The 26,821-nt window shown below is 62.7% G+C and carries 26 protein-coding genes; 17 read left to right on the top strand and 9 right to left on the bottom strand.

The features are described 5' to 3' along the window. Nucleotides 1-17: 17 nt before the first annotated feature. From CKO35_RS03385 to CKO35_RS03370, 4 genes are all read right to left on the bottom strand, one after another. Nucleotides 18-782, bottom strand: coding sequence for an FHA domain-containing protein (locus CKO35_RS03385; RefSeq protein WP_200172663.1), 765 nt, complete (start codon nt 780-782; stop codon nt 18-20). Between the two features lie 23 nt (nt 783-805). Further along, nucleotides 806-1,516 (bottom strand): FHA domain-containing protein, encoded by a 711-nt coding sequence (locus CKO35_RS03380; protein WP_200172661.1) that lies wholly within the window; start codon nt 1,514-1,516, stop codon nt 806-808. Nucleotides 1,517-1,541: 25 nt separating this feature from the next. Next, a complete protein-coding gene (locus tag CKO35_RS03375) occupies nt 1,542-2,366 on the bottom strand; it encodes a Stp1/IreP family PP2C-type Ser/Thr phosphatase (protein ID WP_200172659.1) in 825 nt (274 codons plus the stop codon). A gap of 129 nt (nt 2,367-2,495) precedes the next feature. Next, on the bottom strand, nt 2,496-3,908 hold the full coding sequence (locus CKO35_RS03370) for a LysM peptidoglycan-binding domain-containing protein (protein WP_242466994.1): 1,413 nt from the start codon (nt 3,906-3,908) through the stop codon (nt 2,496-2,498). 325 nt (nt 3,909-4,233) lie between these two features. On the opposite strand from CKO35_RS03370, the gene CKO35_RS03365 reads away from it, so the two are divergent. Genes CKO35_RS03365 through dnaQ form a run of 3 tightly spaced genes read left to right on the top strand, consistent with a single transcriptional unit; the run spans nt 4,234 to nt 6,163 of the window. Continuing rightward, entirely contained in the window at nt 4,234-4,998 is a 765-nt protein-coding gene (locus tag CKO35_RS03365) for a class I SAM-dependent methyltransferase (protein WP_200172655.1), read from the top strand. Next, on the top strand, nt 4,991-5,434 hold the full coding sequence (gene rnhA, locus CKO35_RS03360) for a ribonuclease HI (RefSeq protein ID WP_200172653.1): 444 nt from the start codon (nt 4,991-4,993) through the stop codon (nt 5,432-5,434). The genes CKO35_RS03365 and rnhA overlap by 8 nt, the downstream gene beginning before the upstream one ends. 9 nt (nt 5,435-5,443) lie before the next feature. Continuing rightward, on the top strand, nt 5,444-6,163 hold the full coding sequence (gene dnaQ, locus CKO35_RS03355) for a DNA polymerase III subunit epsilon (protein ID WP_200172651.1): 720 nt from the start codon (nt 5,444-5,446) through the stop codon (nt 6,161-6,163). Between the two features lie 18 nt (nt 6,164-6,181). Here the strand turns inward: dnaQ and smpB are convergent, their stop codons facing one another. Further along, nucleotides 6,182-6,664, bottom strand: coding sequence for an SsrA-binding protein SmpB (gene smpB / locus CKO35_RS03350; RefSeq protein ID WP_200172649.1), 483 nt, complete (start codon nt 6,662-6,664; stop codon nt 6,182-6,184). A gap of 166 nt (nt 6,665-6,830) precedes the next feature. On the opposite strand from smpB, the gene CKO35_RS03345 reads away from it, so the two are divergent. Genes CKO35_RS03345 through CKO35_RS03335 form a run of 3 tightly spaced genes read left to right on the top strand, consistent with a single transcriptional unit; the run spans nt 6,831 to nt 8,977 of the window. Then, nucleotides 6,831-8,219: a sodium-dependent transporter gene (locus tag CKO35_RS03345; RefSeq protein WP_200172641.1), complete on the top strand. Its 1,389-nt coding sequence runs from the start codon at nt 6,831-6,833 to the stop codon at nt 8,217-8,219. 16 nt (nt 8,220-8,235) lie between these two features. Next, complete coding sequence (locus CKO35_RS03340; RefSeq protein ID WP_200172639.1) at nt 8,236-8,673, top strand: type II toxin-antitoxin system RatA family toxin; 438 nt, start codon at nt 8,236-8,238, stop codon at nt 8,671-8,673. Beyond that, a complete protein-coding gene (locus CKO35_RS03335) occupies nt 8,663-8,977 on the top strand; it encodes an RnfH family protein (protein WP_200172637.1) in 315 nt (104 codons plus the stop codon). The genes CKO35_RS03340 and CKO35_RS03335 overlap by 11 nt, the downstream gene beginning before the upstream one ends. Before the next feature lie 27 nt (nt 8,978-9,004). On the opposite strand, the gene CKO35_RS03330 is transcribed toward CKO35_RS03335, so the two are convergent. After that, nucleotides 9,005-9,334 carry an outer membrane protein assembly factor BamE gene (locus CKO35_RS03330; protein WP_200172635.1) on the bottom strand — a complete coding sequence of 110 codons (330 nt, stop codon included), beginning with the start codon at nt 9,332-9,334 and terminating at the stop codon, nt 9,005-9,007. A 110-nt stretch (nt 9,335-9,444) separates the two neighbouring features. On the opposite strand from CKO35_RS03330, the gene fur reads away from it, so the two are divergent. Beyond that, nucleotides 9,445-9,885: a ferric iron uptake transcriptional regulator gene (gene fur, locus CKO35_RS03325; RefSeq protein ID WP_200172633.1), complete on the top strand. Its 441-nt coding sequence runs from the start codon at nt 9,445-9,447 to the stop codon at nt 9,883-9,885. Here fur and recN read toward each other — a convergent pair whose 3' ends face one another. Next, nucleotides 9,886-11,556 carry a DNA repair protein RecN gene (gene recN / locus CKO35_RS03320; protein ID WP_200172632.1) on the bottom strand — a complete coding sequence of 557 codons (1,671 nt, stop codon included), beginning with the start codon at nt 11,554-11,556 and terminating at the stop codon, nt 9,886-9,888. Between the two features lie 132 nt (nt 11,557-11,688). Then, nucleotides 11,689-12,570 (bottom strand): NAD(+) kinase, encoded by an 882-nt coding sequence (locus CKO35_RS03315; RefSeq protein WP_200172630.1) that lies wholly within the window; start codon nt 12,568-12,570, stop codon nt 11,689-11,691. Nucleotides 12,571-12,690: 120 nt separating this feature from the next. On the opposite strand from CKO35_RS03315, the gene hrcA reads away from it, so the two are divergent. From hrcA to greA, 8 genes are all read left to right on the top strand, one after another. Then, on the top strand, nt 12,691-13,749 hold the full coding sequence (gene hrcA / locus CKO35_RS03310; RefSeq protein WP_200172628.1) for a heat-inducible transcriptional repressor HrcA: 1,059 nt from the start codon (nt 12,691-12,693) through the stop codon (nt 13,747-13,749). A 96-nt stretch (nt 13,750-13,845) separates the two neighbouring features. Then, on the top strand, nt 13,846-14,409 hold the full coding sequence (grpE, locus tag CKO35_RS03305; protein WP_200172626.1) for a nucleotide exchange factor GrpE: 564 nt from the start codon (nt 13,846-13,848) through the stop codon (nt 14,407-14,409). A 114-nt stretch (nt 14,410-14,523) separates the two neighbouring features. Continuing rightward, entirely contained in the window at nt 14,524-16,458 is a 1,935-nt protein-coding gene (gene dnaK, locus CKO35_RS03300; RefSeq protein ID WP_200172624.1) for a molecular chaperone DnaK, read from the top strand. A gap of 127 nt (nt 16,459-16,585) precedes the next feature. After that, on the top strand, nt 16,586-17,731 hold the full coding sequence (gene dnaJ, locus CKO35_RS03295) for a molecular chaperone DnaJ (RefSeq protein WP_200172617.1): 1,146 nt from the start codon (nt 16,586-16,588) through the stop codon (nt 17,729-17,731). After that, a complete protein-coding gene (gene dapB / locus CKO35_RS03290) occupies nt 17,728-18,540 on the top strand; it encodes a 4-hydroxy-tetrahydrodipicolinate reductase (RefSeq protein WP_200172615.1) in 813 nt (270 codons plus the stop codon). The genes dnaJ and dapB overlap by 4 nt, the downstream gene beginning before the upstream one ends. 141 nt (nt 18,541-18,681) lie before the next feature. Next, nucleotides 18,682-19,815 carry a glutamine-hydrolyzing carbamoyl-phosphate synthase small subunit gene (carA, locus tag CKO35_RS03285; protein ID WP_200172612.1) on the top strand — a complete coding sequence of 378 codons (1,134 nt, stop codon included), beginning with the start codon at nt 18,682-18,684 and terminating at the stop codon, nt 19,813-19,815. A 158-nt stretch (nt 19,816-19,973) separates the two neighbouring features. After that, nucleotides 19,974-23,198, top strand: coding sequence for a carbamoyl-phosphate synthase large subunit (gene carB / locus CKO35_RS03280; RefSeq protein ID WP_200172604.1), 3,225 nt, complete (start codon nt 19,974-19,976; stop codon nt 23,196-23,198). Beyond that, nucleotides 23,195-23,671: a transcription elongation factor GreA gene (greA, locus tag CKO35_RS03275; RefSeq protein WP_200172595.1), complete on the top strand. Its 477-nt coding sequence runs from the start codon at nt 23,195-23,197 to the stop codon at nt 23,669-23,671. The genes carB and greA overlap by 4 nt, the downstream gene beginning before the upstream one ends. 47 nt (nt 23,672-23,718) lie before the next feature. Here greA and yhbY read toward each other — a convergent pair whose 3' ends face one another. Then, nucleotides 23,719-24,009: a ribosome assembly RNA-binding protein YhbY gene (gene yhbY, locus CKO35_RS03270; protein WP_200172593.1), complete on the bottom strand. Its 291-nt coding sequence runs from the start codon at nt 24,007-24,009 to the stop codon at nt 23,719-23,721. A 195-nt stretch (nt 24,010-24,204) separates the two neighbouring features. On the opposite strand from yhbY, the gene rlmE reads away from it, so the two are divergent. Together rlmE and ftsH are read left to right on the top strand one after the other, a co-directional pair. After that, on the top strand, nt 24,205-24,828 hold the full coding sequence (rlmE, locus tag CKO35_RS03265; protein WP_200172591.1) for a 23S rRNA (uridine(2552)-2'-O)-methyltransferase RlmE: 624 nt from the start codon (nt 24,205-24,207) through the stop codon (nt 24,826-24,828). A gap of 47 nt (nt 24,829-24,875) precedes the next feature. Further along, entirely contained in the window at nt 24,876-26,795 is a 1,920-nt protein-coding gene (ftsH, locus tag CKO35_RS03260; RefSeq protein WP_200172589.1) for an ATP-dependent zinc metalloprotease FtsH, read from the top strand. Nucleotides 26,796-26,821 lie beyond the last annotated feature (26 nt).

Here is a 26,821-nt window from a genome sequence, read left to right as displayed (position 1 = left end):
TGCCTTGAAGGCGGGTTTTACAAAGGGTGCCTTTCCCCTTCTCCTGCGCTTGTTTCGATGTTCACCATCATGTGAACACCCGCTACTTCCAGGATGTCACCATGCTTGAGCGGATGGCGCCCGAGGTCGTCAATGGTTTTTTTGTTGACCAGGGGCGGGTCGAGTTCGGATGCGAGGACCTGAAGGAAAAGTTGCCCTTTTTCCCTGATCAGCGCCACGATCTGACGGCCGGGTTCTCCCAGGGTGTTGACCGGAGAGAGCAGATCCAGGTGTCGGCCCTGATTGCGACCGCTGATGATGCGAAGGAGCATCCGGTATTGGGATGGGGCCGGGCCTTCACCCCCATGGCTTGATGAGAGTGCCACCTGTTCCTTGGCCTGACGAATCCTGGCGCTCAGCTCCTGGTCGGCCACGATGGGAGGCAATCCGGGGGTGGCCAGGCGGAGGATATAGGTGTCGTCATCCTCATCTGTTGATCCACGGAGTGAATCCTGAGATTGCATCCAGAAACGGAGCCTGAATTTTCCGATGATGATGAAATCCCCATCCTGAAGGGTTGCTTCCCGGGTTGTTTCGCCGTTGACGAAGGTTCCGTTGGTGCTTTCGAGATCGTGGATGGTGGCAACGCCCCGGTAAAACCGGATACGGGCATGATGCCCGCTGACTGATCGGTCATCCAGCAATATGCGGTTGTCCTGGTGCCTTCCAATGGTCGTGGTTCCTTCCTGCAGTTGGTATTCACCCGCGGGTTGTCGGTTCAGGTAGGCTTGTAGATATGCCATGGAATCTGTGCTCTCAAGATTCGTTACAACATGATGAATTCCATGCGCACCCCCGCGACATCTATGATGTCGTGATTTTTGAGTGGGCTGGCCTGGGTGGTGAGATCTGACCCATTGAGCCTTGGAGGGGCGTCTCTCGATCCCCCTTCCACGCGGGTTATGTAATAGTCCGATCCACGCCGCAGAATGGCCGCGACCTGAACACCGGGATGTCCCAAGGTGGTCACGGATTTTGTTATTTGAAGTTCACGTCCTGCGTTGGCGCCGCTGAGTATCTGGACCCTGACCCTGGGAATGGACAGTGTGGGGGTCTTTCCGGTTCCACTCTGCTTTTGTCCCACCATGGATTCATCCGGCCCGGCACCGCTGCCGGCAACAGGCATGGGGGATGGCCCCGAGGGCAGGATGAGGGTCTCGTCGCTGGTATTGGGGTCGTCTCTGGGGGTGTTTAACTGGGTGAAACGGATCTGGTAGGTACCGATAACAATGGTGTCACCTTCCTGAAGCACTCGCTTCCGGACGCGGACGCCATTGACGACCGTGCCGTTGGTACTGCCAAGGTCTTCCACCAGGGCATCGTTGAGCAGGCTGATCACTTGGGCGTGGTAACCACTTACCGCCAGATTGTTGAGCCGTATGTCATTGTCCGGTCGACGGCCGATGGTAAGGGTTTTCTGGCCCAGAGGGTAATCGCCGATAGGGGTGTCGCCACAGGAAAGACAGAGTCTGGACATGGTTGATGTTTGCGCCTCCTGCAAATCAACGCCAGCGATTGATCATGCGCCGATACCAGGGTTTTCGGGGGGGTAAGGGCATGGATGGTTTTGCCAGTGCCACGCTGATGTTGTCTCTTCCGCCGCGGTCATTGGCTTGCTGAATCAGCACATCCACGGCCTGTTCCAGATCGGTGGTGTGTCTGCGCAGGATGTCCTCGATGAGGGCGTCATCAAGCATGTCGTTCAAGCCGTCGGAGCATAGCAGGTAGATGTCGCCAGGCAGGACCAGTTCCTCGCGGATGTCCACGGCCACGGTGGAATCGATACCCAGCGCGCGGGTGACCAGATTGCGGTTGACCGATGTCTGCGCCTCCTGCTGGGAATAAAACCCGCGATCCACCATTTCCTGAATCAGGGTGTGATCCGTGGTCAGCTGTTCCAGATGGTTTTCACGGTATCGATAGACTCTCGAATCGCCCACATGGGCCAGGACCACCCGTGGGTGGTTGAACAGGGCCATGACCAGGGTTGTTCCCATGCCTGTGTGGCCCACGTTATCCCTGGCCGCCTGCTGGATGGCGTGGTTGGCGTCGATGATGGCTCTGCGCACCGCCAGACTGCGGTCAAGGGGTTCCAGGTGGCTTTCATGGGGTGGGCGGTCCGGATTTGCCAGGGACTGCCTGAGGCTTTGCATCACCGTTTCCACCGCCAGTTGGCTGGCCACCTCACCCGCCAGGTGGCCCCCCATGCCATCGGCCACCACGATGATGCCCATTTCCGGATCCTCTCCGACAAAGTCCTCATTGTGGGGGCGGACCTTGCCCGGATGCGTGCGGACGAAAATCTGAAGCGTCTCGGAAAGGTTCATGGAGGCTGGTTAAACCATCAGGAGGCTGGGGAATCAATATGCCATGATCATAGGCTGGAGCGGCATCGGCCGCCATCCATCTTTACCTGAAAGGTATCAGCGTTCCGCTAAAGCCGTGGTTGGGCGCGATCAGCTTTCCTGGGGTTGGCCTTCCATGATCAGCAGGCGCTGTCCCGGGCGTATCAGGTGATCCTCCAGTTGGTTCCAGTGCTGGATGTCGCTGACGCGGACCCCGAAGCGCCGGGAAATCGAGGACAGTGAGTCACCGGCGCGTACCGAGTAAGTCACCATATTCTGCCTGGGAGCCAAGGCTGCCATGGTGTCGGGCTGGTTGACCGGCTGGCGAATGACCAGTGTCTGGCCGGGCCTCAGGGGAGATTCGCTGCTGATACGGTTCCAGTCGGCGAGTGACTGCAGGTTGACACCATGGGATCTGGCCAATGCCCAGAGCGTGTCTCCCGGCTGGACCGTGTAATGGACGGCGCGGGTGGTGGACGGGGTGTCCCCGGTCGAATGCCTGGCCACGGTGGATTTCTCATCGACGATGGCTTGCTCGCCCGGCACGGGTATCAGCAGGACATCCCCCGCGCGGATCATGTGCCCACGCAACTCGTTTTTCTGCTGCAGAAGTGCGACGGTCGTATTGTAGCGGGATGCAATCTGGCCCAGGTTTTCTCCGGGCTGTATCCGGTGTCGCAACCAGGATACGCGGTGTTCCATCGGCAATGCGGCGAGTGCCGTCTGGAAGGCGTCGATACGGTCAATCGGCAGGAGTAGGTGATGGGGACCATCAGGGTCCGTGGCCCAGCGGTGAAACCCTGGATTCAACTGGGTGATCTGATCAAGGGAAAGATCCGCCAGTTCCGCGGCAATGTTGAGTTCCAGCTGTCCTCCCAGTTCCACAAGGCCAAGCCGGGGTTCGTTCGGAACGGGCCACAGGCCTACCTGGTAGTAATCCGGGTCTGAGACGATGGCCTGCAGGGCCAGCAGTCTGGGGACGTAGTGCTGGGTTTCCCGGGGCAGATCCAGATTCCAGTAGTCGGTGGGCTGGCCCAGGGACTCGTTGCGACCGATGGCCCTGCTCACCGTGCCTTGCCCGGCGTTGTAAGCGGCCAGGGCCAGCAACCAGTCGCCATTGAAGCGCTCATTGAGCTGGGTCAGGTAGTCCAGGGCGGCATGGGTGGAGGCATGAACATCCTTGCGGCCATCGTACCACCAGTTCTGATGGAGCCCGAAATGACGGCCGGTGGAAGGAATGAACTGCCAGATGCCCGCTGCCTGCCCCGAGGAATAGACATCGGTCCGATAGGCGCTTTCCACGATCGGAAGCAGCAGCAGCTCGGAAGGCATGTCCCTGGCTTCGATTTCTTCGAGAATGTAGTGCAGATAGGGTTCTGCGCGGGCCAGAACCTGACCCAGGTAATCCGAATTGGCCTGATGCCACTGGATGTAATGAAGCACCCGCTCGTTGTCGCTTTCATCCGGCAGGGCAAAGCCTCGACGGACCCTGTTCCAGATACCATCATCCGAAGACGATGACATCTCACCGGCCTTCTTGCCCGAGATGAGGATGGGGGGCTTGGCCTGTCTGCTTCGCGGAGAGGTTGTGGTCGTCTGCGGGGAGGTGAGTCCGGTGCCCGCCGCGGCGAGAGCCGACGCATCATGAACAGGGGGCGCCCCGTCCATGCTGGCACAGGCGGATAGCAAGAGTGTAGCCCCCAGTAATGCAAGCCCCGGGCCTTTCGGCTTGTTCTTTTTCATAGGGGAGTTAGGATAGCGGGGCGTTCCCGTGTCCTCAACCCCGGTTGGTCATTTCTTTGATCCATGATCACTGGCCATGCTCCCCCATGGATTCTATGCTTCCCCTATGCCATTACCCACTTCTTCAAGTGCCTCACACAGGGAATGTCTGCAACGCTGGTACAGCACTGCGGCGGGGCAGGCCATGCGGGTGGCCCTGCAGTCCCATCTGGACCGCTTCGTGCCACAGCTGTTTGGCTATCACGCCCTGCAGATAGGGCATCTGGCCCCGGACCATGACTTGCTGGCCGCCAGCCGGATCGGCCATCGGGTGCACATGGAATGCGAGCCCGGTCACGGGGATCTCAGTGCCCTGGCCGATGCCCTGCCCATTCTCACCGACAGCATGGATCTGGTGGTGCTGGTGCATTGTCTGGAGCAGGTGGAAGACCCTTACCAGGTCCTGCGCGAGACGGATCGCATCCTGGTGCCGGAGGGACATGTCCTGATCGTCGGGTTCAACCCCCTCAGCCTGGCGGGACTCCGGCGGATGATGCCCGGGTGTTCCGGTAGCCTGGGGGTGCCCTGGTCCGGTCAATGCCACGCCACGGGGCGGGTGCGCGACTGGCTGGCCTTGCTGGGTTTCGAGGTCCGGGCCCGTGCCTACGCGGGTTTTCGCCCGCCGGAGGGCCGTTCCGGATTCAAGGCCCGTCTGCAGGTGGTGGAGTGCCTGGGGGGGCGTTATCTGCCTTATCTGGGGGCGGGGTATGTGATTCTGGCCCGCAAGCGCGTGGCCAACGTGATGCCTCTGCGAACACGCTGGCGACCGTCCAGGAGGATGGTGCCCGGCGGTCTTGCCAGCCCCTTTTGCCGGAGAACGGATCGTGACTGATGTGGTGGAAATCTTTACCGATGGCGCCTGCAGGGGCAACCCTGGGCCCGGCGGCTGGGGGGCTTTGCTGCGTTTCGGGCCCCATGAGAAGCAACTCAAGGGGGGGGATCTCCAGACCACCAACAACCGGATGGAGCTGATGGCGGCCATCGCGGCGCTGGAACTGCTCAAGCGCCCTTGCGTAGTGGATCTGACCACCGATTCCCAGTACGTCAAGAACGGGATCAATCAGTGGTTGCCCAACTGGAAGCGTCGCGGCTGGCGTACCGCGGCGGGTGAGCCGGTGAAGAATCAGGATCTGTGGCAACGCCTGGATGAGGCGGCTTCACGGCATCAGGTGCGCTGGCACTGGGTGCGGGGGCATAGCGGACATCCCGAAAACGAACTGGCCGATCGCCTGGCCAACGAAGCCATCGATGCCCTGCGAGTGAAGTGAGGAGTGACCGTGAGCCTGCAAGTCAATGACCGGATCGTGATTCTGGATACGGAGACCACCGGCCTGGATCCGTCCGACGGCCATCGCATCATCGAGATCGGCTGCGTGGAGATGGTGCGAAGACGCCATACCTCCCGCCATTACCATCAGTATCTGCAGCCGGATCGGGAAGTGGATGCCGGGGCGGTGGAAGTCCATGGCATCACCAACGAATTCCTCGCCGACAAGCCGCGCTTTGCCGATGTAGTGGAGGATTTCATCGGGTTTGTCCGCGGCTCGGAGCTGATCATCCACAACGCCCCCTTTGACGTGGGTTTCATCAACCACGAGCTGTCCCGGCTGGATGGGGACTGGGGGCGGCTGGAGGATTACTGCACCATCACCGACTCCCTGGTGATGGCGCGCAAGATGCACCCGGGGCAGCGCAACAGCCTGGATGCCCTGTGCAAGCGCTATCAGATCGACAATTCGGGCCGGGAACTCCACGGCGCATTGCTGGATGCCCGCATCCTGGCGGAAGTGTATCTGGCCATGACCGGCGGCCAGAAAACCCTGTCCCTGGGCGTGGAGTCGGAAGGGCAGGGGAGTACCGCGGCGGATACCCGCATCCGCCGGCTGCCGGCCGACCGGCCTCCGCTGGCGGTCGTCCGCCCCACCGAGGCGGAACAGGAGGCCCATGAGGCCTATCTCAAGGTGCTGGCCAAGGCGGGTGAGATCCAGGCCTGGTAGCAGGCCTGTCCGTAGCGGCTAGCGGGTCACGGTTTTCACCACCCGCGCCTTCTCCCGCTGCCAGTCCCGCTCCTTCGACACGGCCCGCTTGTCGTGTTCCTTCTTGCCCTTGGCCAGGCCGATTTCCAGCTTGGCGCGGCCCCGTTTCCAGTACAGGGCCAGCGGCACCAGGGTGTATCCCTTGCGTTCCACCTGTCCGATGAGCTTGTTGAGCTCGGCCCGGTGCAGCAGCAGCTTGCGGCTGCGCATGGGGTCCGGGTGGATATGGGTGGAGGCGGTGGTCAGCGGGGTGAGATGGGCGCCGAACAGCCAGGCCTCGCCGGCCTTGATCAGGACATAGCTCTCGCTCAGTTGCACCCGTCCGGCCCGCAGGCTCTTGGCCTCCCAGCCCTCCAGGGCCAGGCCGGCCTCGAAGCGCTCCTCAATGAAGTATTCGTGCTTGGCCTTCTTGTTCAGGGCGATGGTGCTGCCGCCCGGGGCATTTTTTGATTTTTTGCTCATCGGGCGATTATAAACGAGCTGTCTGATCCAATGGACTGCCGGCGGCGTTTTCCGGCGGCCCTTTTGCCGTGTGCGATATCGTGGGGATTCCCGGCCCGATGCGACAGACGTTGAGCCGTGGCGCCAAATTCCTCAAAATGCGCCGATCGCGAGGGGGAAATCATCAATGAGAAGAGAAAGCTCGATTCACGGCCAGTGGTCCTCGAAGCTGGTCTTTATCCTGGCGGCCACCGGTTCGGCTGTCGGTCTGGGCAACATCTGGCGTTTTCCCTACATCGCCGGAGAGAACGGCGGCGGCGCCTTTGTGCTGATCTACCTGGCCTGCATCCTGTTGATCGGTCTGCCCATCATGATGGCGGAGATCACGCTGGGCAGACGAGGCCGGCAGAGCCCCATCAACACCATGGCCACCCTGTCCCGGGAGGAGGGACTGCACCGGGCCTGGGGATTCGTCGGCTGGCTCGGCGTGGCGGCGGGTTTCATCATCCTCTCCTACTACAGCGTGATCGCGGGCTGGTCCCTGTCCTATGTCTTCAGGGCCGCGGGCGGCGCCTTCGCCGGTCTGGATGCCGACGGGGTCAGGGGCATGTTCAACGCGTTGGTGAGCGATCCGGAGCGGCTGCTGGCCTGGCATACCCTGTTCATGATCATGAATGTCCTGGTGGTGGCCCGAGGGGTGCGCTCGGGGCTTGAGAAGGCCGTCAAGTTCCTCATGCCCGCACTGTTCGGATTGCTGCTGCTGGTGGGTTATTCCATGAGCCAGGGCCACTTCATGGAGGGGGTCAGCTTTTTGTTCAAGCCGGACTGGAGCGAAGTGAGCGGTGACACCATCCTGCTGGCCATGGGGCAGGCCTTTTTCACCCTGAGTCTGGGCATGGGCGCCATCATGATCTACGGCTCCTATCTGAGTTCCAGGGCTTCCATCCTCAAGACCTCCGCCACGGTGGTGTCGGCGGACACCGCCGTCGCCCTGCTGGCCGGTCTGGCCATCTTCCCCATCGTCTTTGCCAGCGGTCTGGCGCCCGGTGAAGGTCCCGGTCTGATCTTCATCACCCTGCCCATGGCCTTTGCGGAGATGCCGGGCGGGCTGCTTTTCGGCACCCTGTTTTTCCTGTTGCTGGTCACCGCGGCCTGGACATCCTCCATTTCCCTGATGGAACCGGCGGTGGCCTGGCTGGTGGAGAACCGGGGTTTTGACCGACCCATGGCGGCGGTGATCGTGGGCGGGATCGCCTGGTTCCTGGGGCTGGGGACCATCCTGTCATTCAGCCTCTGGTCCAATCCCATCGGCTTCAGTCTCACCATCGGCGGCGAGGCCACCTTCATCGGCGGCACCCTGTTCGAGATGGCCGATTACCTGACCTCCAACATCATGCTGCCCCTGGGTGGTCTGCTGATCGCCCTGTTCGTGGGCTGGCGGATGACCCAGCGCTCCGTGGAGGATGAGCTGGACCTGCACAGCCGGGTGCTTTTCAAGGCATGGTATTATGTGCTGCGCTTCGCCGCCCCGGTCGGCATCCTGCTGATCTTCCTCAAGGCGGTCAATCTCATCTGATAACCAGGGGAGCTTCATGCCTTCCATAAGTCGTCATGCGCTGGTGCCCTACACGCCCAAGGAGATGTTTGATCTGGTGAACGACGTGGCGGCCTATCCGCGCTTTCTGCCCGGCTGCCGCAGCTCCGCGGTGCTGTTCGCCAATGAGGATGAGGTGAAGGCCAGCATCGAGCTGGCCAAGGGTGCCGTGGGCAAGTCGTTCACCACACGCAACCGCCTGCAGCGCAACAAGATGATCGAGATGCGCCTGGTGGAGGGGCCGTTCCGGCATCTGGAAGGCTTCTGGCGCTTTGATGCCATGAGTGACACCGCCAGCCGGGTATCCCTGGACCTGGAGTTCGAGTTTTCCAACAAGATCATGAGCATGGCCTTCGGCCCGGTGTTTCACCAGATTGCCAACACCCTGGTGGATTCCTTCGTCAAGCGGGCGAGGGAGGTCTACGGTGTCCGATGAACGTCTCCGGGTGGAGGTGGCCTACGCCCGTTCCGACCAGCAGTGGGTGCTGGAAGTGTCCTTGCCCCAGGGAGCGACGGTGGAAGATGCCATCCGCGCCTCCGGAATCCTGGACAAGGTGCCGGAGATCGACCTGGCGGTGAACAAGGTCGGTGTCTACGGCAAGCTCGCCAAGCTCAACGCCGAGCTCCATCATCGTGACCGGGTGGAGATCTACCGGCCGTTGATCGCGGATCCCAAGCTGGTGCGCAAAAAACGCGCAGCCGAAGGCAAGGCCATGAAAAAGGGCGCAGGGGAGGCCTGATTGCCTCCCCCGTCAGGCCCCTTCACATCATTTGTGCAGGCCGCTGTCCCTGATCTCCGACACCAGGCCGTCCTCAAAGAAGATGATGACCCGGCGGTATGCCGCGGGGCCGTCGCCGGGCTTGAGGTAATACACGTAATCCCATCGACGGTCACCCTGGAAGGGATCTTTCAGCACCGGTTCTCCCAGCAGAAACCGGACCTGCCGTTGGTTCATGCCGACCTGAATCTGCTCCAGCTGGCTCTCCTCGATGGCATTGCCCTGCTGCACGTCCGGTCGATGTACGGACAGCAGGCCGCTGCTGCAGCCCTGCAGTAATCCGCCAATGAGGATAGAATAGAGAATCAGTCTTGCCATAATTGCGTCCTATAGGCCGTGAGTTGCAAGATGGGCCACCACGTTCCGAAAACCAATAGCGCGGGATTCTACACCAGGTGTCGGATCATCTCGCATGGAGATCAACTCCCATGGAAACCCAAGAGCTCAAAAAGGCCGGACTCAAGATAACGTTGCCCCGCGTGAAGATCCTGCAAATTCTGGAAACCGCGGAAGACCACCACATGAGTGCGGAAACCATCTATCGCCAGCTGTTGTCGGCGGGCGAGGAGATCGGTCTGGCAACGGTTTATCGGGTGTTGACCCAGTTCGAAGCGGCCGGCCTGGTCAACCGACATCACTTCGAGGGCAATCAGGCTGTGTTCGAACTGGAGCGCGGACGTCATCATGACCACATCGTCTGCGTGAAATGCGGGCGCGTGGATGAGTTCGTGGATTCGGTCATCGAAGAGCGTCAGAAGGCGATTGCCGAGAAGCTGGGCTACACCATCCAGGATCACGCCCTGATCATCTACGGTGAGTGCAGTCAGGGCGGTTGCCCCAAGAAACAGGAAGCGGACGAAGCGGGTTGATCAGCCGCTCGCTGCCCGGGTGATCATCTCCCGGGCATGGGCCAGGCTCTGCTCGGTGATTTCGATGCCGCCGAGCATCCTGGCCAGCTCCCGTACCCGGTGTTCGTCCGCCAGGGAGCGGATGCGCGTGGACGTGTGGTCCTTGCCCTTGTGCTTCTTTACCTGCAGATGCTGGTGGGCCTGGGCCGCCACCTGGGGCAGATGGGTCACGCACAGCACCTGCCGGTGTTCCCCCAGACTGCGCAGCTGACGTCCCACCACTTCGGCCACCCCGCCGCCGATCCCGGTATCCACTTCGTCGAAGATCAGGGTGGCGATGGGCAGGGCATGGGCCGCGATCATCTGAATAGCCAGACTGATGCGGGAGAGTTCACCGCCGGAGGCCACCTTGGCCAGGGGCTGGAGGGGTTGCCCAGGGTTGGCGCTGACCAGGAATTCCACCCGGTCCATGCCATGGGTCGAGGGCTGTCCCCTGCCGTCGTCCTCCACGTTGCAGGCAAACCGTCCGCCCTCCATGCCCAGGCCCTGCATGGCTCGGGTGATGGCCTCCGAGAGTCGTTCCGCCGCCCGGCGGCGGGCGTCTGACAGTTCGGCGGCTTGACGCAGGCAGGTCTGAAGCGCCTGCTCCACCGCCCGGGTGAGCGCCTCCAGGTTTTCACCGCCTTCCTCCAGCCCCCCCAACTCCGCCTCCAGTGTTTCCAGCAGGTGGGGCAGGGCCGTGGGGTCCACCCGGTGCTTGCGCGCCAGATCCTGGATCGCGGCCAGGCGGGATTCGAGAAAATTCAGCCGTGCCGGATCCATTTCCAGGCCATCGGCATAGCGGCGCAGCCAGTCGGCGGCCTCGCGGATCTGTATCTGGGCGGCCGCCAGCAGTTCCCTGGGTTCCGCCAGACGGCTGTCCAGGGTCTGCAGATGCTCAATGTCGGTGCTGAAGCGTCCCACCACGGATTCGGCGCTGCCGTCGGCTTCGTACAGGCTTTGGTAGGCGGTTTCGGCCATCTCCAGCAGGCGCCCGGCATGGGCCAGGCGGCCATGCTCTTCCTCGATTCGTTCCAGTTCCCCTTCCGCCAGGTCCAGGGCCTTGAGTTCGTCGGTCTGGAACCGCAACAGGTCCCGGCGGGCCGCCCTGGCTTCGCCATCCTCGCTCAGTTCCGCCAGGCGTCGGGCGGCCTTCTGCCAGATGCCGTGATCACGGGCCATGGCGGCAAGCAGTTCCGGGTGGTCGGCGTAGTCGTCCAGGATGCGGCGTTGCACCTCCCGGCGCAGCAGGGACTGGTGGGCATGCTGGCCATGGATGTCCACCAGCATCTCGCCCAGGGTTTTCAGGGACTGGAGGGTCACGGCCGAGCCATTGATCCATGCCCGGCTCTTGCCGTCCCGGCCAATGACACGCCGGATCAGGCATTCTTCCGCCGCCAGATCCTGTGCCTCAAGCCAGGCACGGGCCTCTGTCTCCCGGTTGATGTCGAACTGGGCGCTGATCTCGGCCCGTTCCGCGCCGTGGCGGACGGTGGTGCTGTCCGCCCTGTCGCCCAGTACCAGGCCCAGGGCATCCACCAGGATGGATTTACCGGCGCCGGTTTCACCGGTCAGCGCGGTCATGCCCGTGGACAGGTCCAGGGACAGTTCATCGACGATGGCGAAATCACGGATCTGGATGTGGGTCAGCACGGTCGGGATTCGCGGTTGCGGGTAACGGGTGTGCCGAGGGCGGCGACGCCCCGGGGCACCGTGAGAGATTAAAGAGTAAATCTCCCGGAAGGAAGGGGGGAAGGGGAATTTTAATGTATGTTTGAACAGTATTCAGGGTTGTTCCCCCCACCCCAGTTTCACCCTCAGGATCTGCAGGTAGTCATAGCCGGTGGGATGAATCAGTCGCAGCTTATGGGGCTTGGGTTCGATCACGATCCGGTCCAGGGGCTCCATGTCGAAGGTGTCCTGGCCATCGAAGGCCACCTGCGCCCGGGTGCGGCTATGCTCGTTCACGGCAATCTCGATGCGATTGGCGGCCGGCACCACCAAGGGGCGATTGCTCAGGCCGTGAGGACAGATCGGTACCATGACCACGGCTTCCAGGCAGGGGGAGAGGATGGGGCCACCACCTGACAGGGCATAGGCGGTGGAGCCGGTGGGAGTGGCCACCACCATGCCGTCGGCCCGTTGGGTGTTGACGAAACGGCCGTTGATCCAGGTATCGAACTCGATCATGCGTACGGCGTCACGAATGTGCATGACCACGTCGTTCAGGGCGTCCTGGGCCGCCACCACGTCATCTCCCCGCATCAGGCGGGCATGCAGCATGCTGCGCCGGTCTTCCACATAGAGTCCGGAAAGGATCTCGTCCAGTCGCCCCAGCATTTCGTGGGGGGAGACGTCAACCAGGAAACCCAGGCGTCCGGCATTGATGCCCAGCAACGGCACCTCGGCATCCACCAGGGTGCGGGCCGCGCCCAGGAAGGTGCCGTCACCGCCCACCACGATGGCCAGATCCGCCTCGGCGGCCATTTGTGCCCGTGTTACCGGTTCTCCGGCAGGGGGGGCGTCCAGCCAGGGCAGCACGCTGTCATCCAGCAGGATGCGGCGCTGATGGTGTTGCAGATGCCCGATCAGGGCCTCCAGGATGTGCCCCAGGCGCTGCTCCTGGGTCTTGGCAATGATGCCGATGGTGTGGAAGGAAAGATTCATGTCAGGGATTATGGTGGAAATGCGTGGCAGGTGGCGAGTGCCGACAGGCTAGCCACCCGCCGCTTCCTTGAGTAACATGCGCTGTCTGGCACTCACACTCAACGAGTGCCAGGGTGGACCATGAAAACATCCCCGAAAACACAATCACAGGCCCTGTCCGAACGTGCCCGGCTGTTGCTGCGGGCGCTGGTGGAGAGCTATGTGCGCGATGGGCAGCCGGTGGGCTCCCGGACCCTGGCCCGTACCGCCGGTCTGGATCTCAGCCCGGCTTCCATTCGCAATGTCATGGCGGATCTGGAAGATCTGGGGCTGGTCAGTTCCCCCCATACCTCGGCGGGACGGATTCCCACCTCCCTGGGTTATCGCCTGTTCGTGGATTCCCTGCTGGAGGTCAAGCCCCTGGACAGTGCCGAGGTGCGCACGCTCAAACAGCGTCTCACCCCCGACATGGATACCAAGGCCCTGGTGGAGTCCGCCTCGGACCTGCTTTCGGCCATTACCCAGATGGCCGGGATGGTCAGGGTGCCGCGGCGGGATCATGCCGCCCTGAGCCAGATCGAATTTCTCAAGCTGTCCGGGCGCCAGGTGCTGGCGATCCTGGTCATGAACAAGCGGGAGGTGCAGAACCGCATCCTGGAGCTGGACCGGGAGTATTCCCATGCCGAGCTGCAGCAGATGGCGAATTATCTCAATCAACATCTGGTCGGGCGGGACCTGCGGCAGGCCCGGGAGCAAATCCTCAAAGAAATGAAGGCCGTCCGCGAGCACATGAACACCCTCATGCTGGCCGCCATCGAGCTGGGGGAAAAGGCCTTTTGCGACGATGAAGGCACGGATGATCTGGTCTTTGCCGGTCAGATCCATCTCATGGACTACGCGGAACTTTCCAGCGTGGAGAAATTGCGCAACCTGTTCGAGGCCTTCACCGAAAAAAGACAGTTGCTCACCCTGCTGGATAATTGCATCAGTGCCGAAGGGGTCCAGATCTTCATCGGCCAGGAGTCGGGACATCAGGTGTTGGATGACTGCAGCGTGGTGACGGCCCCCTACAGCGTGGGTGGCCGGATCGTGGGTGTGCTGGGGGTGATCGGCCCCACCCGCATGGCCTACGAGCGCATTATCCCGGTGGTGGACATCACCGCCAGGCTGCTGGGCGCGGCCTTGAATTCCCGTAACTGAAGTCCCACATACAAGGGCATGTGCTCATCGGATCATCGCCGGTGAGTGGTTGCTTTTGCCGGATTACACCAAGACATGAGCGGATCGGAGCTTTCCATGGCGAACGAGGAACAAGTCGAAAACCCCCAGCATGACCAGGCCCCCGCGGCTCCTGAAGAGAAGGCGCCGGAATTCAGCCCCGGAGCGCTGCTCAAGCAGCTGGAAGACGCACAAAAACAGGCCCAGGAGCACTGGGACAAGCTGGTGCGCGCCCAGGCGGAGCTGGATAACCTGCGCAAGCGCATGAGCCGGGATGTGGAAAACGCCCACAAGTACGCCCTGGAACGCTTCGCCGGTGAACTGCTGCCGGTGAAGGACAGCCTGGAAATGGGTCTGGACGCCGCCCGGAGCGAGGCCGACCTGAACAAGATCCGCGAAGGCACGGAGCTGACCCTGAAGATGCTTGAACAGGTGATGGCCAAGCAGGGTATCGAGATGGTGGACCCCGCCGGCCAGCGCTTCGATCCGGAGCGTCATCAGGCCATGTCCATGCAGGAAAACGCCGAACTGGAGCCCAACACCGTCATGGCCGTGCTGCAGAAGGGGTATGCCCTCAATGATCGTCTGCTGCGCCCTGCCATGGTGATTGTCAGCAAGGCACCGGCGGCCGGAAGCGAATGACCCGGAGGGACGGATTTTTCGCCGGGGCTTGAAAAGGCCCGGCGGCACCCCCATCAAGCGGGTAATCCCGGATTCACGGCATTGACAGAAACCTGAACACTTTTGGAGACACACATGGGCAAGATCATCGGTATCGACCTGGGCACGACCAATTCCTGCGTCGCCATCATGGAAGGCGGCAATGCCAAGGTCATTGAAAACGCCGAGGGCGGTCGTACCACTCCCTCCATCGTGGCCTTCGCCGAAGATGGCGAGGTGCTGGTGGGCCAGTCCGCCAAGCGCCAGGCGGTGACCAATCCCCAGAACACCCTGTTTGCGGTCAAGCGCCTGATCGGGCGCCGCTTCGAAGAACCCGAAGTGCAGAAGGACATCAAGCTGGTGCCCTACAAGATCGTCAAGGCGGACAACGGTGACGCCTGGGTGGACGTGCGCGGCAAGAAGATGGCCGCTCCGGAAATCTCCGCCCGCGTGCTGCAGAAGATGAAGAAGACCGCCGAGGACTACCTGGGCGAGCCGGTCACCGAGGCAGTGATCACCGTGCCGGCCTACTTCAACGACTCCCAGCGTCAGGCCACCAAGGACGCCGGCAAGATCGCCGGTCTGGAAGTCCGTCGCATCATCAACGAGCCCACCGCCGCTGCCCTGGCCTACGGCCTGGACAAGAAGCGCGGTGACAGCAAGGTGGCGGTCTATGACCTGGGCGGTGGTACCTTCGACATCTCCATCATCGAGATCGCCGAAGTGGACGGCGAGCACCAGTTCGAGGTGCTGGCCACCAACGGTGACACCTTCCTGGGCGGCGAGGACTTCGACTCCCGCCTGATCGAATACCTGGCGGCCGAGTTCAAGAAGGAGCAGGGCATCGATCTGACCGGTGACCCGCTGGCCATGCAGCGTCTGAAGGAGGCCGCCGAAAAGGCCAAGATCGAGCTTTCCTCCAGCCAGCAGACCGACGTCAACCTGCCGTACATCACCGCCGACAACACCGGACCCAAGCACCTGAACATCAAGGTGTCCCGTGCCAAGCTGGAAGCCCTGGTGGAAGAACTGGTCAAGCGCACCATCGAGCCCTGCAAGGTGGCCCTGAAGGATGCCGGCCTGTCTGTGTCCCAGATCGACGACGTGATCCTGGTGGGCGGCCAGACCCGCATGCCCAAGGTGCAGGAGGCGGTGAAGGACTTCTTCGGCAAGGAACCCCGTCGCGACGTCAACCCCGACGAGGCGGTGGCGGTGGGCGCTGCGATCCAGGGCGGCGTGCTGGGCGGCGACGTCAAGGACGTGCTGCTGCTGGACGTCACCCCCCTGTCCCTGGGCATCGAGACCCTGGGCGGCGTGATGACCAAGCTGATCGAGAAGAACACCACCATCCCCACCAAGGCCTCCCAGGTGTTTTCCACCGCCGAGGACAATCAGACCGCGGTGACGGTGCACGTGCTGCAGGGTGAGCGCGAAGTGGCCCATGCCAACAAGTCCCTGGGTCGCTTTGATCTGGCGGACATCCCGCCGGCCCCCCGCGGCGTGCCCCAGATCGAGGTGGTGTTCGACATCGACGCCAACGGTATCCTCAACGTGTCCGCCAAGGACAAGGCCACCGGCAAGCAGCAGTCCATCGTCATCAAGGCCTCTTCCGGTCTGAACGATGACGAAATCGAGCGCATGGTCAAGGACGCCGAGGCCCACGCCGAGGAAGACAAGCGCTTCCACGAACTGGTGGGTGTGCGCAATCAGGCCGATAACCTGATCCATTCGGTGGAGAAGACCCTCAAGGACATGGGCGACAAGGTGGAGGCCGGCGAGAAGAGCGCCATCGAGTCCGCCATCAGCGCCCTGCGGGATGCCATGAAGGGTGACGACAAGGCGGTCATCGAAGACCGTACCCAGAAACTGGCCGAGGCCTCCGGCAAGCTGGCCGAGCGCATGTATGCCCAGCAGGCCGAGGGCGAGGCCGCCGGAGGCGCCGACAATGCCCAGGGCCAGGCCGGCACCAAGGGTACCCAGGACGATGTGGTGGACGCCGAGTTCGAAGAAGTGGACGATAAGAAGAAGTAACGGCCAAGGGGCCCGTCCCAGGACGGGCCTTTTCCTCGTCATCCGGGTCCGTTGACCGGCGGATGCCCGCAACAGGGGCATGTGCCGGTCCGCGGGCTTTAACGTTTCTGCAAGACCCACGGAAATCATGGCAAAACGCGACTATTACGAAGTCCTGGGGGTGGCGAAGAACGCCAGCGAGGACGCACTCAAGAAGGCCTTCCGCCGGTTGGCCATGAAATATCATCCCGACCGGAACCCCGGCGACAAGCAGGCGGAAGAACACTTCAAGGAGGCCAAGGAGGCCTATGAGGTGCTGTCCGATGCCCGCAAGCGGGCCGCCTACGACCAGTTTGGCCATGCCGGTGTGGAAGGCGCCTCCGCCGCCGGTCGTGGAGGACCGGGGGGAGCCAGTTTCAGTGACATCTTCGAGGATCTGTTCGGCGACATCTTCGGCGGTGCCGGCGGGCGTGGCGGCAGCAACGCCTTCCGCGGCGCGGATCTGCAGTACAACCTGGAGATGACCCTGGAAGAGGCCGTCTTCGGTACCGAGGTGAAGATCCGCGTCCCCACCCTGGTGAGCTGCAAGGCCTGTAACGGTTCCGGCGCCGAGCCGGGCACCAGCCCCGAGGCCTGCCCCACCTGCGGTGGAATGGGCCGCGTACGCATGCAGCAGGGTTTCTTTTCGGTGCAGCAGACCTGCCCCCGGTGTCGCGGCACCGGCAAGATCATCGCCAAGCCCTGCGGCACCTGCCGGGGACAGGGGCGGGTGGAGGAGCGTCGCACCCTGAGCGTGGCCATCCCGGCCGGCGTGGACAGCGGCGACCGTATCCGTTTGTCCGGAGAAGGGGAAGCCGGTGTCAATGGCGGCCCACCCGGGGATTTGTATGTCCAGGTCCATGTCAAACCCCACAAGCTGTTCACCCGCAAGGGCAGCGAGCTGTTCTGCGAGGTGCCCATCAGTTTTGCCACTGCCACCCTGGGGGGAGACCTGGAGATTCCCACCCTCAAGGGACGGGTGGCCCTGAAGATCCCCGCCGAGACCCAGACCGGCCGTCTGTTCCGTCTGCGGGGCAAGGGCGTCAAGTCCGTGCACGGGGGCGCCGAGGGTGATCTGATCTGCAGTGTCAAGGTGGAGACTCCGGTGAACCTCACCAAGGAACAGAAGGAGTTGCTGCAGCAGTTCGATGCCTCCATGAAGATGGGTGGCCAGAAGCACAGCCCCCAGCATGAGGGCTGGCTGGATGGGGTGAAGGGTTTCTTTGAAGATCTCAAGTTCTGGAGAAAGTCATGAGTGCGGTACGCGTAGCCATTGTCGGCGCCGGTGGGCGCATGGGGCGCACCCTGATCGAGGCGGCGGTCCTGGCTCCGGGGCTGGAGCCTTCCGTGGCCACGGAGATGCCTTCCAGTTCCCTGCTGGGTTCCGATGTCGGTGAACTGGCCGGTCTGGGACGTCTGGGGGTGATCCTGGAGCCGGATCCGGCGGCTGCGGTGGAGCGGTTTGATGTCCTGGTGGATTTCACCCGCCCGGAGGGTACCCTGGCCCATCTGGAGATCTGTCGTCGGGCCGGGAAGGCCATGGTGATCGGAACCACCGGATTCACCGATGATCAAAAGGCTGTGATCCGCAAGGCCGCCGAGGACATTCCCGTGGTCTTTGCGCCCAACATGAGTGTGGGGGTCAATCTGTGCCTCAAGCTGCTGGATCTGGCGGCCCGGGTGCTGGGTGACGAAGTGGATATCGAGATCGTCGAGGCCCATCACCGGCACAAGGTGGATGCCCCTTCAGGTACTGCCCTGCGCATGGGCGAGGTGGTGGCGGATGCCCTGGGGCGTGACCTCAAGACCTGTGCCGTCTATGGACGGGAAGGGGTGACGGGAGAGCGGGATCGGCAGACCATCGGGTTTGAGACCATCCGGGCCGGAGACATCGTGGGCGAGCACACGGTGATGTTTGCCGGTCTCGGGGAGCGGGTGGAGATCACTCACAAGGCCTCCAGCCGCATGACCTTCGCCAAGGGCGCCATGCGTGCCGCCGCCTGGCTCAATGGCCGCCCGGCAGGGTTGTACGATATGCAGGACGTGCTGGGACTGGCCGGTTGAGTGCGCCCCCGGTGGCGGGGCTCATTGGACGAAATGGCCCCGATCCGCTAGAATCCAGGCCATTCAACAGGTCTTGAAATCCCTGACAGGGCTGGTTGGGTCCCCCAACCCGCCCTGTTTCTATGTGTGCCGGAGGACTCTTTGAGAACCACACCCGCCTTGCTGGCTTTGGAAGATGGCAGTCTGTTTCGCGGTTACGCCCTGGGTGCGGAAGGAACCACCGTGGGTGAAGTCGTGTTCAATACATCCATGACCGGTTATCAGGAAATCCTCACGGATCCTTCCTATTCGCGTCAGATGGTGACGCTCACCTATCCCCACATCGGCAACACTGGTATCAATCCCGAGGATGAGGAAGCCGAAGGCCCGCAGGCCGCCGGATTGATCGTCCGCCATGTGCCCGGGCGCATGTCCAACTGGCGTGCCACCGAAACCCTGCCCGATTACCTCAAGCGCCACGGCATCGTCGCCATCACCGGCGTGGATACCCGTCGTCTGACCCGGCTGCTGCGGGAAAAGGGCGCCCAGAACGGCTGCATCATGGCCGGCGAGGTGGACGAGGCCAAGGCCCTGGAGGCCGCGCGTGCTTTCCCCGGCATCAACGGCATGGATCTGGCGAAGACCGTCACCACGGCAACGCCTTATGCATGGAGTGAGGGCAGCTGGACCCTGGGCGAGGGCTATCGGCAGGGACCGGCCGACCGACCCTTCCACGTGGTCTGCTACGACTTCGGCGTCAAGCGCAACATGCTGCGGCTGCTGGTGGATCGGGGCTGCCGTGTCACCGTGGTGCCCGGCACCAGTACCGCCGAGGAGATCCTGGCCCTGAATCCGGACGGCGTCCTGCTTTCCAATGGCCCCGGTGATCCGGCGCCCTGTGATTACGCCATCCGCGGCATCCAGGGGCTGCTGGAAAAGAGTATTCCCCTTTACGGCATCTGTCTGGGTCATCAGCTGCTGGGGCTGTCCGTGGGTGCGAAGTCCATGAAGATGAAGTTCGGCCATCATGGCGCCAATCATCCCGTTCAGGATCTGGCCACCTGCAAGGTGATGATCTCCAGCCAGAACCACGGTTTTGCCATCGACGAAAAGACCCTGCCGGCCAATGCCCGCGCCAGCCACCGTTCCCTGTTCGATGGTACCCTGCAGGGTATCGAACTGACCGACGGTCCGGCCCTGAGCTTCCAGGGACACCCGGAGGCAAGCCCCGGTCCCGAGGACGTGGCGCCGCAGTTCGACCGGTTCATCGACATGATGCGAGCCCGTCAGGGCTGAGGACTCGGCGTGTCATGAAGTACTTTCCAAGCATCGTCCGGGCCTGCTCGTACCGACTTGGATGGCGCTGCTTCGGCACCTGATCCGACCCATAAATCGCCCCACATTTTGCCCGCCGGCGCCGTCAATGGCGCCGGGCTGTTCACGGTAGGACACGCATGCCAAAGAGAACCGACATCCAGAGCATCCTCATCATAGGCGCCGGCCCCATAGTCATCGGCCAGGCCTGTGAATTCGACTACTCCGGGGCCCAGGCCTGCAAGGCCCTGCGCGAAGAGGGTTACCGGGTCATCCTGGTCAACTCCAACCCCGCCACCATCATGACCGATCCGGAGATGGCCGACGCCGTCTACATCGAGCCGGTGGAGTGGAAGACCGTCGCCCGCATCATCGAGCGGGAGCGCCCGGACGCCGTACTGCCCACCATGGGCGGACAGACCGCCCTCAACTGTGCCCTTGACCTGGCCCGCAACGGCGTGCTGGAAAAGTTCGGCGTGGAACTGATCGGCGCCACCGAAGACGCCATCGACATGGCCGAGGACCGGGAGCGCTTCCGTCAGGCCATGGACGAGATCGGTCTGGCCTCGCCCATGGCCTTCATGGTCAACAGCTGGGAAGAGGCCCAGCGGGTGCAGCCGGAGATCGGTTATCCCATCATCATCCGTCCCTCCTTCACCATGGGTGGAAGCGGCGGTGGCATTGCCTACAACCGGGAAGAATACGAAGAGATCGTCAAGCGCGGCCTGGACCTGTCTCCGGTCAACGAGGTACAGGTGGAGGAATCCGTGCTGGGCTGGAAGGAGTACGAGATGGAGGTGGTTCGCGACCGCGCGGACAACTGCATCATCATCTGCTCCATCGAGAATCTGGACCCCATGGGTGTGCATACCGGTGACTCCATCACCGTGGCCCCGGCCCAGACCCTGACGGACAAGGAATACCAGATCATGCGCAACGCCTCCCTGGCGGTGCTGCGCAAGATCGGCGTGGACACCGGTGGTTCCAACGTGCAGTTCGCCGTGAACCCGGAGGACGGGCGCCTGGTGGTCATCGAGATGAACCCCCGGGTATCCCGTTCCTCGGCCCTGGCCTCCAAGGCCACCGGCTTCCCCATCGCCAAGGTGGCGGCCAAGCTGGCCGTGGGTTTCACCCTGGATGAGCTGCGCAACGAGATCACCGGCGGCGTGACCCCGGCCTCCTTCGAGCCCTCCATCGACTACGTGGTGACCAAGATCCCCCGGTTCACCTTCGAGAAGTTCCCCAGCGCCAAGGCCAAGCTGACCACCCAGATGAAGTCCGTGGGCGAGGCCATGGCCATCGGCCGCACCTTCCAGGAATCCTTCCAGAAGGCCCTGCGCAGCCTGGAAACCGGCAGCGACGGCCTTAACGAGGTGGTGGACCTGAACAACGCGGAAGATGCCGAGTCCATCATTCGCAGCGAGCTGGCCGATGCCGGCCCCGAGCGCATCTGGTACGTGGCCGATGCCTTCCGCTTCGGCCTGACCCTGGAACAGGTGCATGAACTCAGCCGCATCGATCCCTGGTTCCTGGCCCAGATCCAGGAACTGGTGGACATCGAGCAGGACCTCAAGACCAAGTCCCTGAAGGATCTGGACCGTCAGGCCCTGTTCACGATCAAGCAGTACGGTTTCTCCGACCGCCGCCTGGCCAAGCTGCTCGACGAGACGGAGCGGACCGTGCGCACCTACCGCCACGAGCTGGGCATCCACCCCGTCTACAAGCGGGTGGACTCCTGTGCCGCGGAGTTTGCTTCCACCACCGACTACATGTACTCCACCTATGAGGAGGAGTGCGAGGCCAACCCCTCCGGCCGTGAGAAGATCATGGTCCTGGGCGGCGGCCCCAACCGGATCGGGCAGGGGATCGAATTCGACTACTGCTGCGTGCACGCCGCCCTGGCCATGCGCGAGGATGGCTATGAGACCATCATGGTCAACTGCAATCCGGAAACCGTCTCCACCGACTACGATACCTCCGACCGGCTGTTCTTCGAGCCGCTGACCCTGGAGGACGTGCTGGAGATCGTGCACCTGGAGAAGCCCAAGGGCATCATCATCCAGTTCGGCGGCCAGACCCCGTTGAAGCTGGCCCGGGACCTGGAGGCCGCCGGTGCGCCGGTGATCGGCACCACTCCGGACTGCATCGATCTGGCGGAGGACCGGGAACGCTTCCAGCAGCTGATCGAGAAGCTGGAGCTGGCCCAGCCCCCCAACCGCACCGCCCGCAGCGTGGACGAGGCGGTACGCCATGCGGAGGCCATTGGCTATCCGGTGGTGGTGCGTCCTTCCTACGTGCTGGGTGGCCGTGCCATGGAGATCGTCTACAACGAAACCGACCTGCGCCGCTACATGCGCGACGCGGTGAAGGTGTCCAATGACGCCCCGGTGCTGCTGGACCGCTTCCTGGACGATGCCGTGGAAGTGGACGTGGATGCCATCTGTGACGGCAAGGACGTGCTCATCGGCGGCATCATGCAGCATATCGAACAGGCCGGCGTGCACTCCGGTGACTCCGCCTGTTCCCTGCCGCCCTACAGTCTGAGCATGGATCTGCAGAACCAGATCGCTGAACAGGTGCGCAAGATGGCGCTGGCCCTGGGCGTGGTGGGTCTGATGAACACCCAGTTCGCCATCCAGCGGGACCGCATCTTCGTGCTGGAGGTGAACCCCCGTGCCTCCCGTACCGTGCCCTTCGTCTCCAAGGCCATCGGCATGCCCCTGGCCAAGATCGCCGCCCGCTGCATGGCCGGCCGCTCCCTGGTGGAGCAGGGTGCCACCGAAACCGTGGTGCCCGACTACTACTCGGTGAAGGAGGCGGTCTTCCCCTTCATCAAGTTCCCCGGCGTGGACCCCATCCTCGGCCCCGAGATGAAGTCCACCGGCGAGGTCATGGGCATGGGCCGCAATTTCCCCGAGGCCTTTGCCAAGAGCCAGCTGGGTGCCGGTGTCAGGATGCCCGAGACCGGCAAGGCCTTCATCAGTGTGCGCGAGGTGGACAAGCCCGGCATCATCCGGGTGGCGAAGGATCTGGTGGCCCGCGGCTTCGAGCTGATCGCCACCCACGGCACCGCCCAGACCCTGGAAGATGCCGGTGTGGCCTGCGAACGCATCAACAAGGTGACCGAAGGTCGGCCTCATATCGTCGACATGATCAAGAACGACGAGATCAGCCTGATCATCAACACCACCGAAGGCAAGCAGGCCATTGCGGATTCCTTCACCATCCGTCGTGAAGCGCTGCAGCACAAGGTGACCTATACCACCACGCTGGCTGGCGCCTATGCCACTGTCCAGGCCCTGGAGTACCTGGACAGTGACCGGGTGTACTGCCTGCAGGACATGCACAAGGAGACCTGCTCATGAGCAAGACACCTTTGACGGTACGCGGGGCTGAATTGCTCAAGTCGGAATTGCAGCGTCTCAAGAGCGAGGATCGTCCGCGGGTGATCGCCGCCATCGCAGAGGCTCGTGCCCACGGCGATCTGAAAGAGAATGCCGAATACCACGCCGCCCGTGAGCAGCAGGGCTTCATCGAGGGGCGCATCAAGGATCTGGAGGCCAAGCTGTCCAATGCCCAGATCATTGATGTGACCACCCTCAACGCCGGCGGCAAGGTGGTTTTTGGTGCCACGGTGGAGCTGCTGGATCTGGACTCGGATGCGGAAGTCACCTATCAGATCGTGGGTGACGACGAGGCCGACATCAAGGCGGGCCTGATTTCGGTGAATTCACCCATCGCCCGGGCCCTGATCGGCAAGCATGAAGGTGATGAGATCCACTTCAGTGCCCCGGGCGGAGAAAAGCACTTCGAGATCGTGGCGGTACACTACCGCTGAATGGCCACGGCCGGCCCTTCTCCCGTCAGGGAGAAGGGCCGGGACGCTCAGGGAAGTTCGATCACCGGCTTGTCCGGGTTGCGCCGGAACAGGGTGGCGATGAATCCCACCCGCTGTACCAGTTCTGCTCCGGTCTTTCCGCAGATGTCCTGGATTGCCGCGTCCCGCTGCTCCCGGTCGCCGATGGCCACCTTGATCTTGATGAGCTCATGATGGTCCAGCGCCTTGCGAATTTCCTCCATGACCGGTTCGGTGAGGCCGTTGCGGCCCAGGCTGACCACGGGTTTACGGGAGTGCGCCAGGGCACGCAGGTGCTTGATGTGTCTTTCGATGGGCATGTCAGGGAAAAATCCGCAAGAATAACCAGGACGCGGGAGCATCCCGCGAGGTGACGGGACAGCCGGGGCATGCAGGCCGTTCCTCAAGTCGCTCAGTCTAGCATGCACACACCCGCTGTAGGAGTCCGGCCCCAGGCATTATTGTCCGGTGGTCCCGACTTCAGAATAGGGAAGCAACCCCGGAAACTCTTACCCATGGCACGCAGCAAGACCAGCAGCCGCTGGCTCAAGGAACACTTCAGCGATCCCTTCGTCCAGAAGGCGCAGCAGGAAGGCTGGCGTTCACGCGCCGTCTACAAGCTGCAGGAGATCCAGGCCCGTGACCGGATCATCCGGCCCGGCATGCGGGTGCTGGATCTGGGGGCCGCCCCGGGCGGCTGGACCCAGTTCGCCGTCGGAGAGGTAGGACGCAAGGGGCGGGTGATCGCCTCCGACATCCTGCCCATGGATGCCATCGAGGGGGTGACGTTCATCCAGGGGGATTTCCATGAGGAGGAGGTCCTTCAGGCCATCCTCGCCGCCCTCGGTGATGAGCCGGCAGACCTTGTAATCTGTGACATGGCCCCCAATACCAGTGGAGTGGAGGCCGTGGATCAGCCACGGGCCATGTATCTGGCGGAGCTGGCCCTGGATACGGCGGGCCGGGTGTTGAAACCCGGTGGTGATTTTCTGGTCAAACTGTTCCATGGGACGGGCTTTGACGACTATGTGAAGACCCTGCGCGGACAGTTCGACAAGGTGCAGATTCGCAAGCCCGAGGCGTCACGGTCCCGATCGCGGGAGGTTTATGCGTTGGCCAGGGGCGTCAAACTGGTGTAAGGTCAGCAGAACCACGAGCACACGACAGACAAAGTCGAGGTAGACCCTTGAACGAGCTGGTAAAAAACCTGATTATCTGGGCGGTTATCGCCATCGTGCTGATGTCGGTGTTCAACAACTTCAGCCCGACGCAACCCCAGCCCCAGGCCTGGTCCTATTCGGAATTCATCAATGAGGTGAAGGCCGGACGCATCGACAGCGTCTACATCGAGGACAAGACCATCCACGGCCGTACCATCGGCGGCGAGCGTTTCAATACCTACGCTCCCAATGACCCCGGCCTGATCGGCGACCTGCTGGCCAGCAACGTGGAGATCCGCGTGGAGGAACCCGCCCAGCGATCCCTGCTGACGGACATCCTCATCAGCTGGTTCCCCATGCTGCTGCTGATCGCGGTCTGGATCTACTTCATGCGTCAGATGCAGGGTGGTGCCGGCGGTCGGGGGGCGATGTCCTTCGGCAAGAGCAAGGCCCGCATGATGAGCGAGGACCAGATCAAGGTCACCTTCGGCGATGTGGCCGGTTGTGACGAGGCCAAGGAAGACGTGGCCGAGCTGGTGGACTTCCTGCGCGACCCCAGCAAGTTCCAGAAGCTGGGCGGCAAGATCCCCCGCGGCGTCCTGATGGTGGGTTCCCCCGGTACCGGCAAGACCCTGCTGGCCAAGGCCATTGCCGGCGAGGCCAAGGTACCCTTCTTCAGCATCTCCGGTTCCGACTTCGTGGAGATGTTCGTGGGTGTGGGCGCCTCCCGGGTCCGAGACATGTTCGACCAGGCCAAGAAGCACGCCCCCTGCATCATCTTCATCGACGAAATCGATGCCGTGGGCCGTCACCGTGGCGCCGGGCTGGGGGGTGGTCATGACGAGCGCGAGCAGACCCTGAACCAGCTGCTGGTGGAAATGGACGGCTTCGAGGGCAGCGAAGGCATCATCGTCATTGCCGCCACCAACCGTCCCGACGTGCTGGATCCGGCGCTGCTGCGTCCCGGTCGCTTCGACCGCCAGGTGGTGGTGCCCCTGCCGGATGTGCGCGGTCGCGAGCAGATTCTCAAGGTGCACATGCGCAAGGTGCCCCTGTCCGAGAACGTGCGTGCCGACCTGATCGCCCGCGGCACCCCCGGCTTCTCCGGTGCCGATCTGGCCAACCTGGTCAACGAGGCCGCCCTGTTTGCGGCGCGCTCCAACAAGCGACTGGTGGAGATGATCGACTTCGAGCGCGCCAAGGACAAGATCATGATGGGCGCCGAGCGCAAGTCCATGGTGATGAGCGACGACGAGAAGAAGCTGACCGCCTACCACGAGGCCGGTCATGCCATCGTCGGCCGTCTGGTGCCCGAGCATGATCCGGTCTACAAGGTGAGCATCATCCCCCGTGGCCGTGCCCTGGGCGTGACCATGTTCCTGCCCGACGAGGACCGCTACAGCCACAGCAAGACCCGGCTTGAGAGCCAGATCTGCTCCCTGTTCGGCGGTCGCATCGCCGAGGAGATCATCTTCGGCGCCGACAAGGTGACCACGGGTGCCTCCAACGACATCGAACGGGCCACGGCCATTGCCCGCAATATGGTGACCAAGTGGGGCCTGTCCGACCGCCTCGGTCCGCTGTCCTACGGTGAGGAGGAAGGAGAGGTGTTCCTCGGTCGCCAGGTGACCCAGCGCAAGCAGATGTCCGACGAGACGGCGCATGCCATTGACGAGGAGATCCGTCGCGTCATCGACACCAGCTACGAGCGTGCCAAGGAGATCCTTGAAGCCAACATGGACAAGCTTCATACCATGGCCGATGCCCTGATCAAGTTCGAGACCATCGACGTGGATCAGATCAACGACATCATGGAAGGTCGTGAGCCCCGCGAGCCTGGTGGCTGGACTGGTGGCAGCGAACCGGGTGCCGGTGGCACGGCCGATCGTGACCAGGAAAAGGGTGACAGCAAGGGGGTGATCGGTGGCCCCGCCAGTCAGACCTGATGGGATCGGCCCTGAGTGAAACGGGC

Source organism: Ectothiorhodospira shaposhnikovii, assembly GCF_016584105.1.
GTDB classification, from domain to species: Bacteria; Pseudomonadota; Gammaproteobacteria; order Ectothiorhodospirales; family Ectothiorhodospiraceae; genus Ectothiorhodospira; species Ectothiorhodospira shaposhnikovii.
Note: the sequence above shows the minus strand (reverse complement) of the source record. Positions and strands in the feature narration are given on the sequence as shown.

What these genes read in the sequence shown, in the direction of transcription:
- CKO35_RS03385 (WP_200172663.1), bottom strand. Translation starts at nt 782, where the DNA reads ATGGCATATCTACAAGCCTACCTGAACCGACAACCCGCGGGTGAATAC.
- CKO35_RS03380 (WP_200172661.1), bottom strand. Translation starts at nt 1,516, where the DNA reads ATGTCCAGACTCTGTCTTTCCTGTGGCGACACCCCTATCGGCGATTAC.
- CKO35_RS03375 (WP_200172659.1), bottom strand. Translation starts at nt 2,366, where the DNA reads ATGAACCTTTCCGAGACGCTTCAGATTTTCGTCCGCACGCATCCGGGC.
- CKO35_RS03370 (WP_242466994.1), bottom strand. Translation starts at nt 3,908, where the DNA reads ATGTCATCGTCTTCGGATGATGGTATCTGGAACAGGGTCCGTCGAGGC.
- CKO35_RS03365 (WP_200172655.1), top strand. Translation starts at nt 4,234, where the DNA reads ATGCCATTACCCACTTCTTCAAGTGCCTCACACAGGGAATGTCTGCAA.
- smpB (WP_200172649.1), bottom strand. Translation starts at nt 6,664, where the DNA reads ATGAGCAAAAAATCAAAAAATGCCCCGGGCGGCAGCACCATCGCCCTG.
- CKO35_RS03345 (WP_200172641.1), top strand. Translation starts at nt 6,831, where the DNA reads ATGAGAAGAGAAAGCTCGATTCACGGCCAGTGGTCCTCGAAGCTGGTC.
- CKO35_RS03340 (WP_200172639.1), top strand. Translation starts at nt 8,236, where the DNA reads ATGCCTTCCATAAGTCGTCATGCGCTGGTGCCCTACACGCCCAAGGAG.
- CKO35_RS03330 (WP_200172635.1), bottom strand. Translation starts at nt 9,334, where the DNA reads ATGGCAAGACTGATTCTCTATTCTATCCTCATTGGCGGATTACTGCAG.
- fur (WP_200172633.1), top strand. Translation starts at nt 9,445, where the DNA reads ATGGAAACCCAAGAGCTCAAAAAGGCCGGACTCAAGATAACGTTGCCC.
- CKO35_RS03315 (WP_200172630.1), bottom strand. Translation starts at nt 12,570, where the DNA reads ATGAATCTTTCCTTCCACACCATCGGCATCATTGCCAAGACCCAGGAG.
- hrcA (WP_200172628.1), top strand. Translation starts at nt 12,691, where the DNA reads ATGAAAACATCCCCGAAAACACAATCACAGGCCCTGTCCGAACGTGCC.
- grpE (WP_200172626.1), top strand. Translation starts at nt 13,846, where the DNA reads ATGGCGAACGAGGAACAAGTCGAAAACCCCCAGCATGACCAGGCCCCC.
- dnaK (WP_200172624.1), top strand. Translation starts at nt 14,524, where the DNA reads ATGGGCAAGATCATCGGTATCGACCTGGGCACGACCAATTCCTGCGTC.
- dnaJ (WP_200172617.1), top strand. Translation starts at nt 16,586, where the DNA reads ATGGCAAAACGCGACTATTACGAAGTCCTGGGGGTGGCGAAGAACGCC.
- dapB (WP_200172615.1), top strand. Translation starts at nt 17,728, where the DNA reads ATGAGTGCGGTACGCGTAGCCATTGTCGGCGCCGGTGGGCGCATGGGG.
- carB (WP_200172604.1), top strand. Translation starts at nt 19,974, where the DNA reads ATGCCAAAGAGAACCGACATCCAGAGCATCCTCATCATAGGCGCCGGC.
- greA (WP_200172595.1), top strand. Translation starts at nt 23,195, where the DNA reads ATGAGCAAGACACCTTTGACGGTACGCGGGGCTGAATTGCTCAAGTCG.
- yhbY (WP_200172593.1), bottom strand. Translation starts at nt 24,009, where the DNA reads ATGCCCATCGAAAGACACATCAAGCACCTGCGTGCCCTGGCGCACTCC.
- rlmE (WP_200172591.1), top strand. Translation starts at nt 24,205, where the DNA reads ATGGCACGCAGCAAGACCAGCAGCCGCTGGCTCAAGGAACACTTCAGC.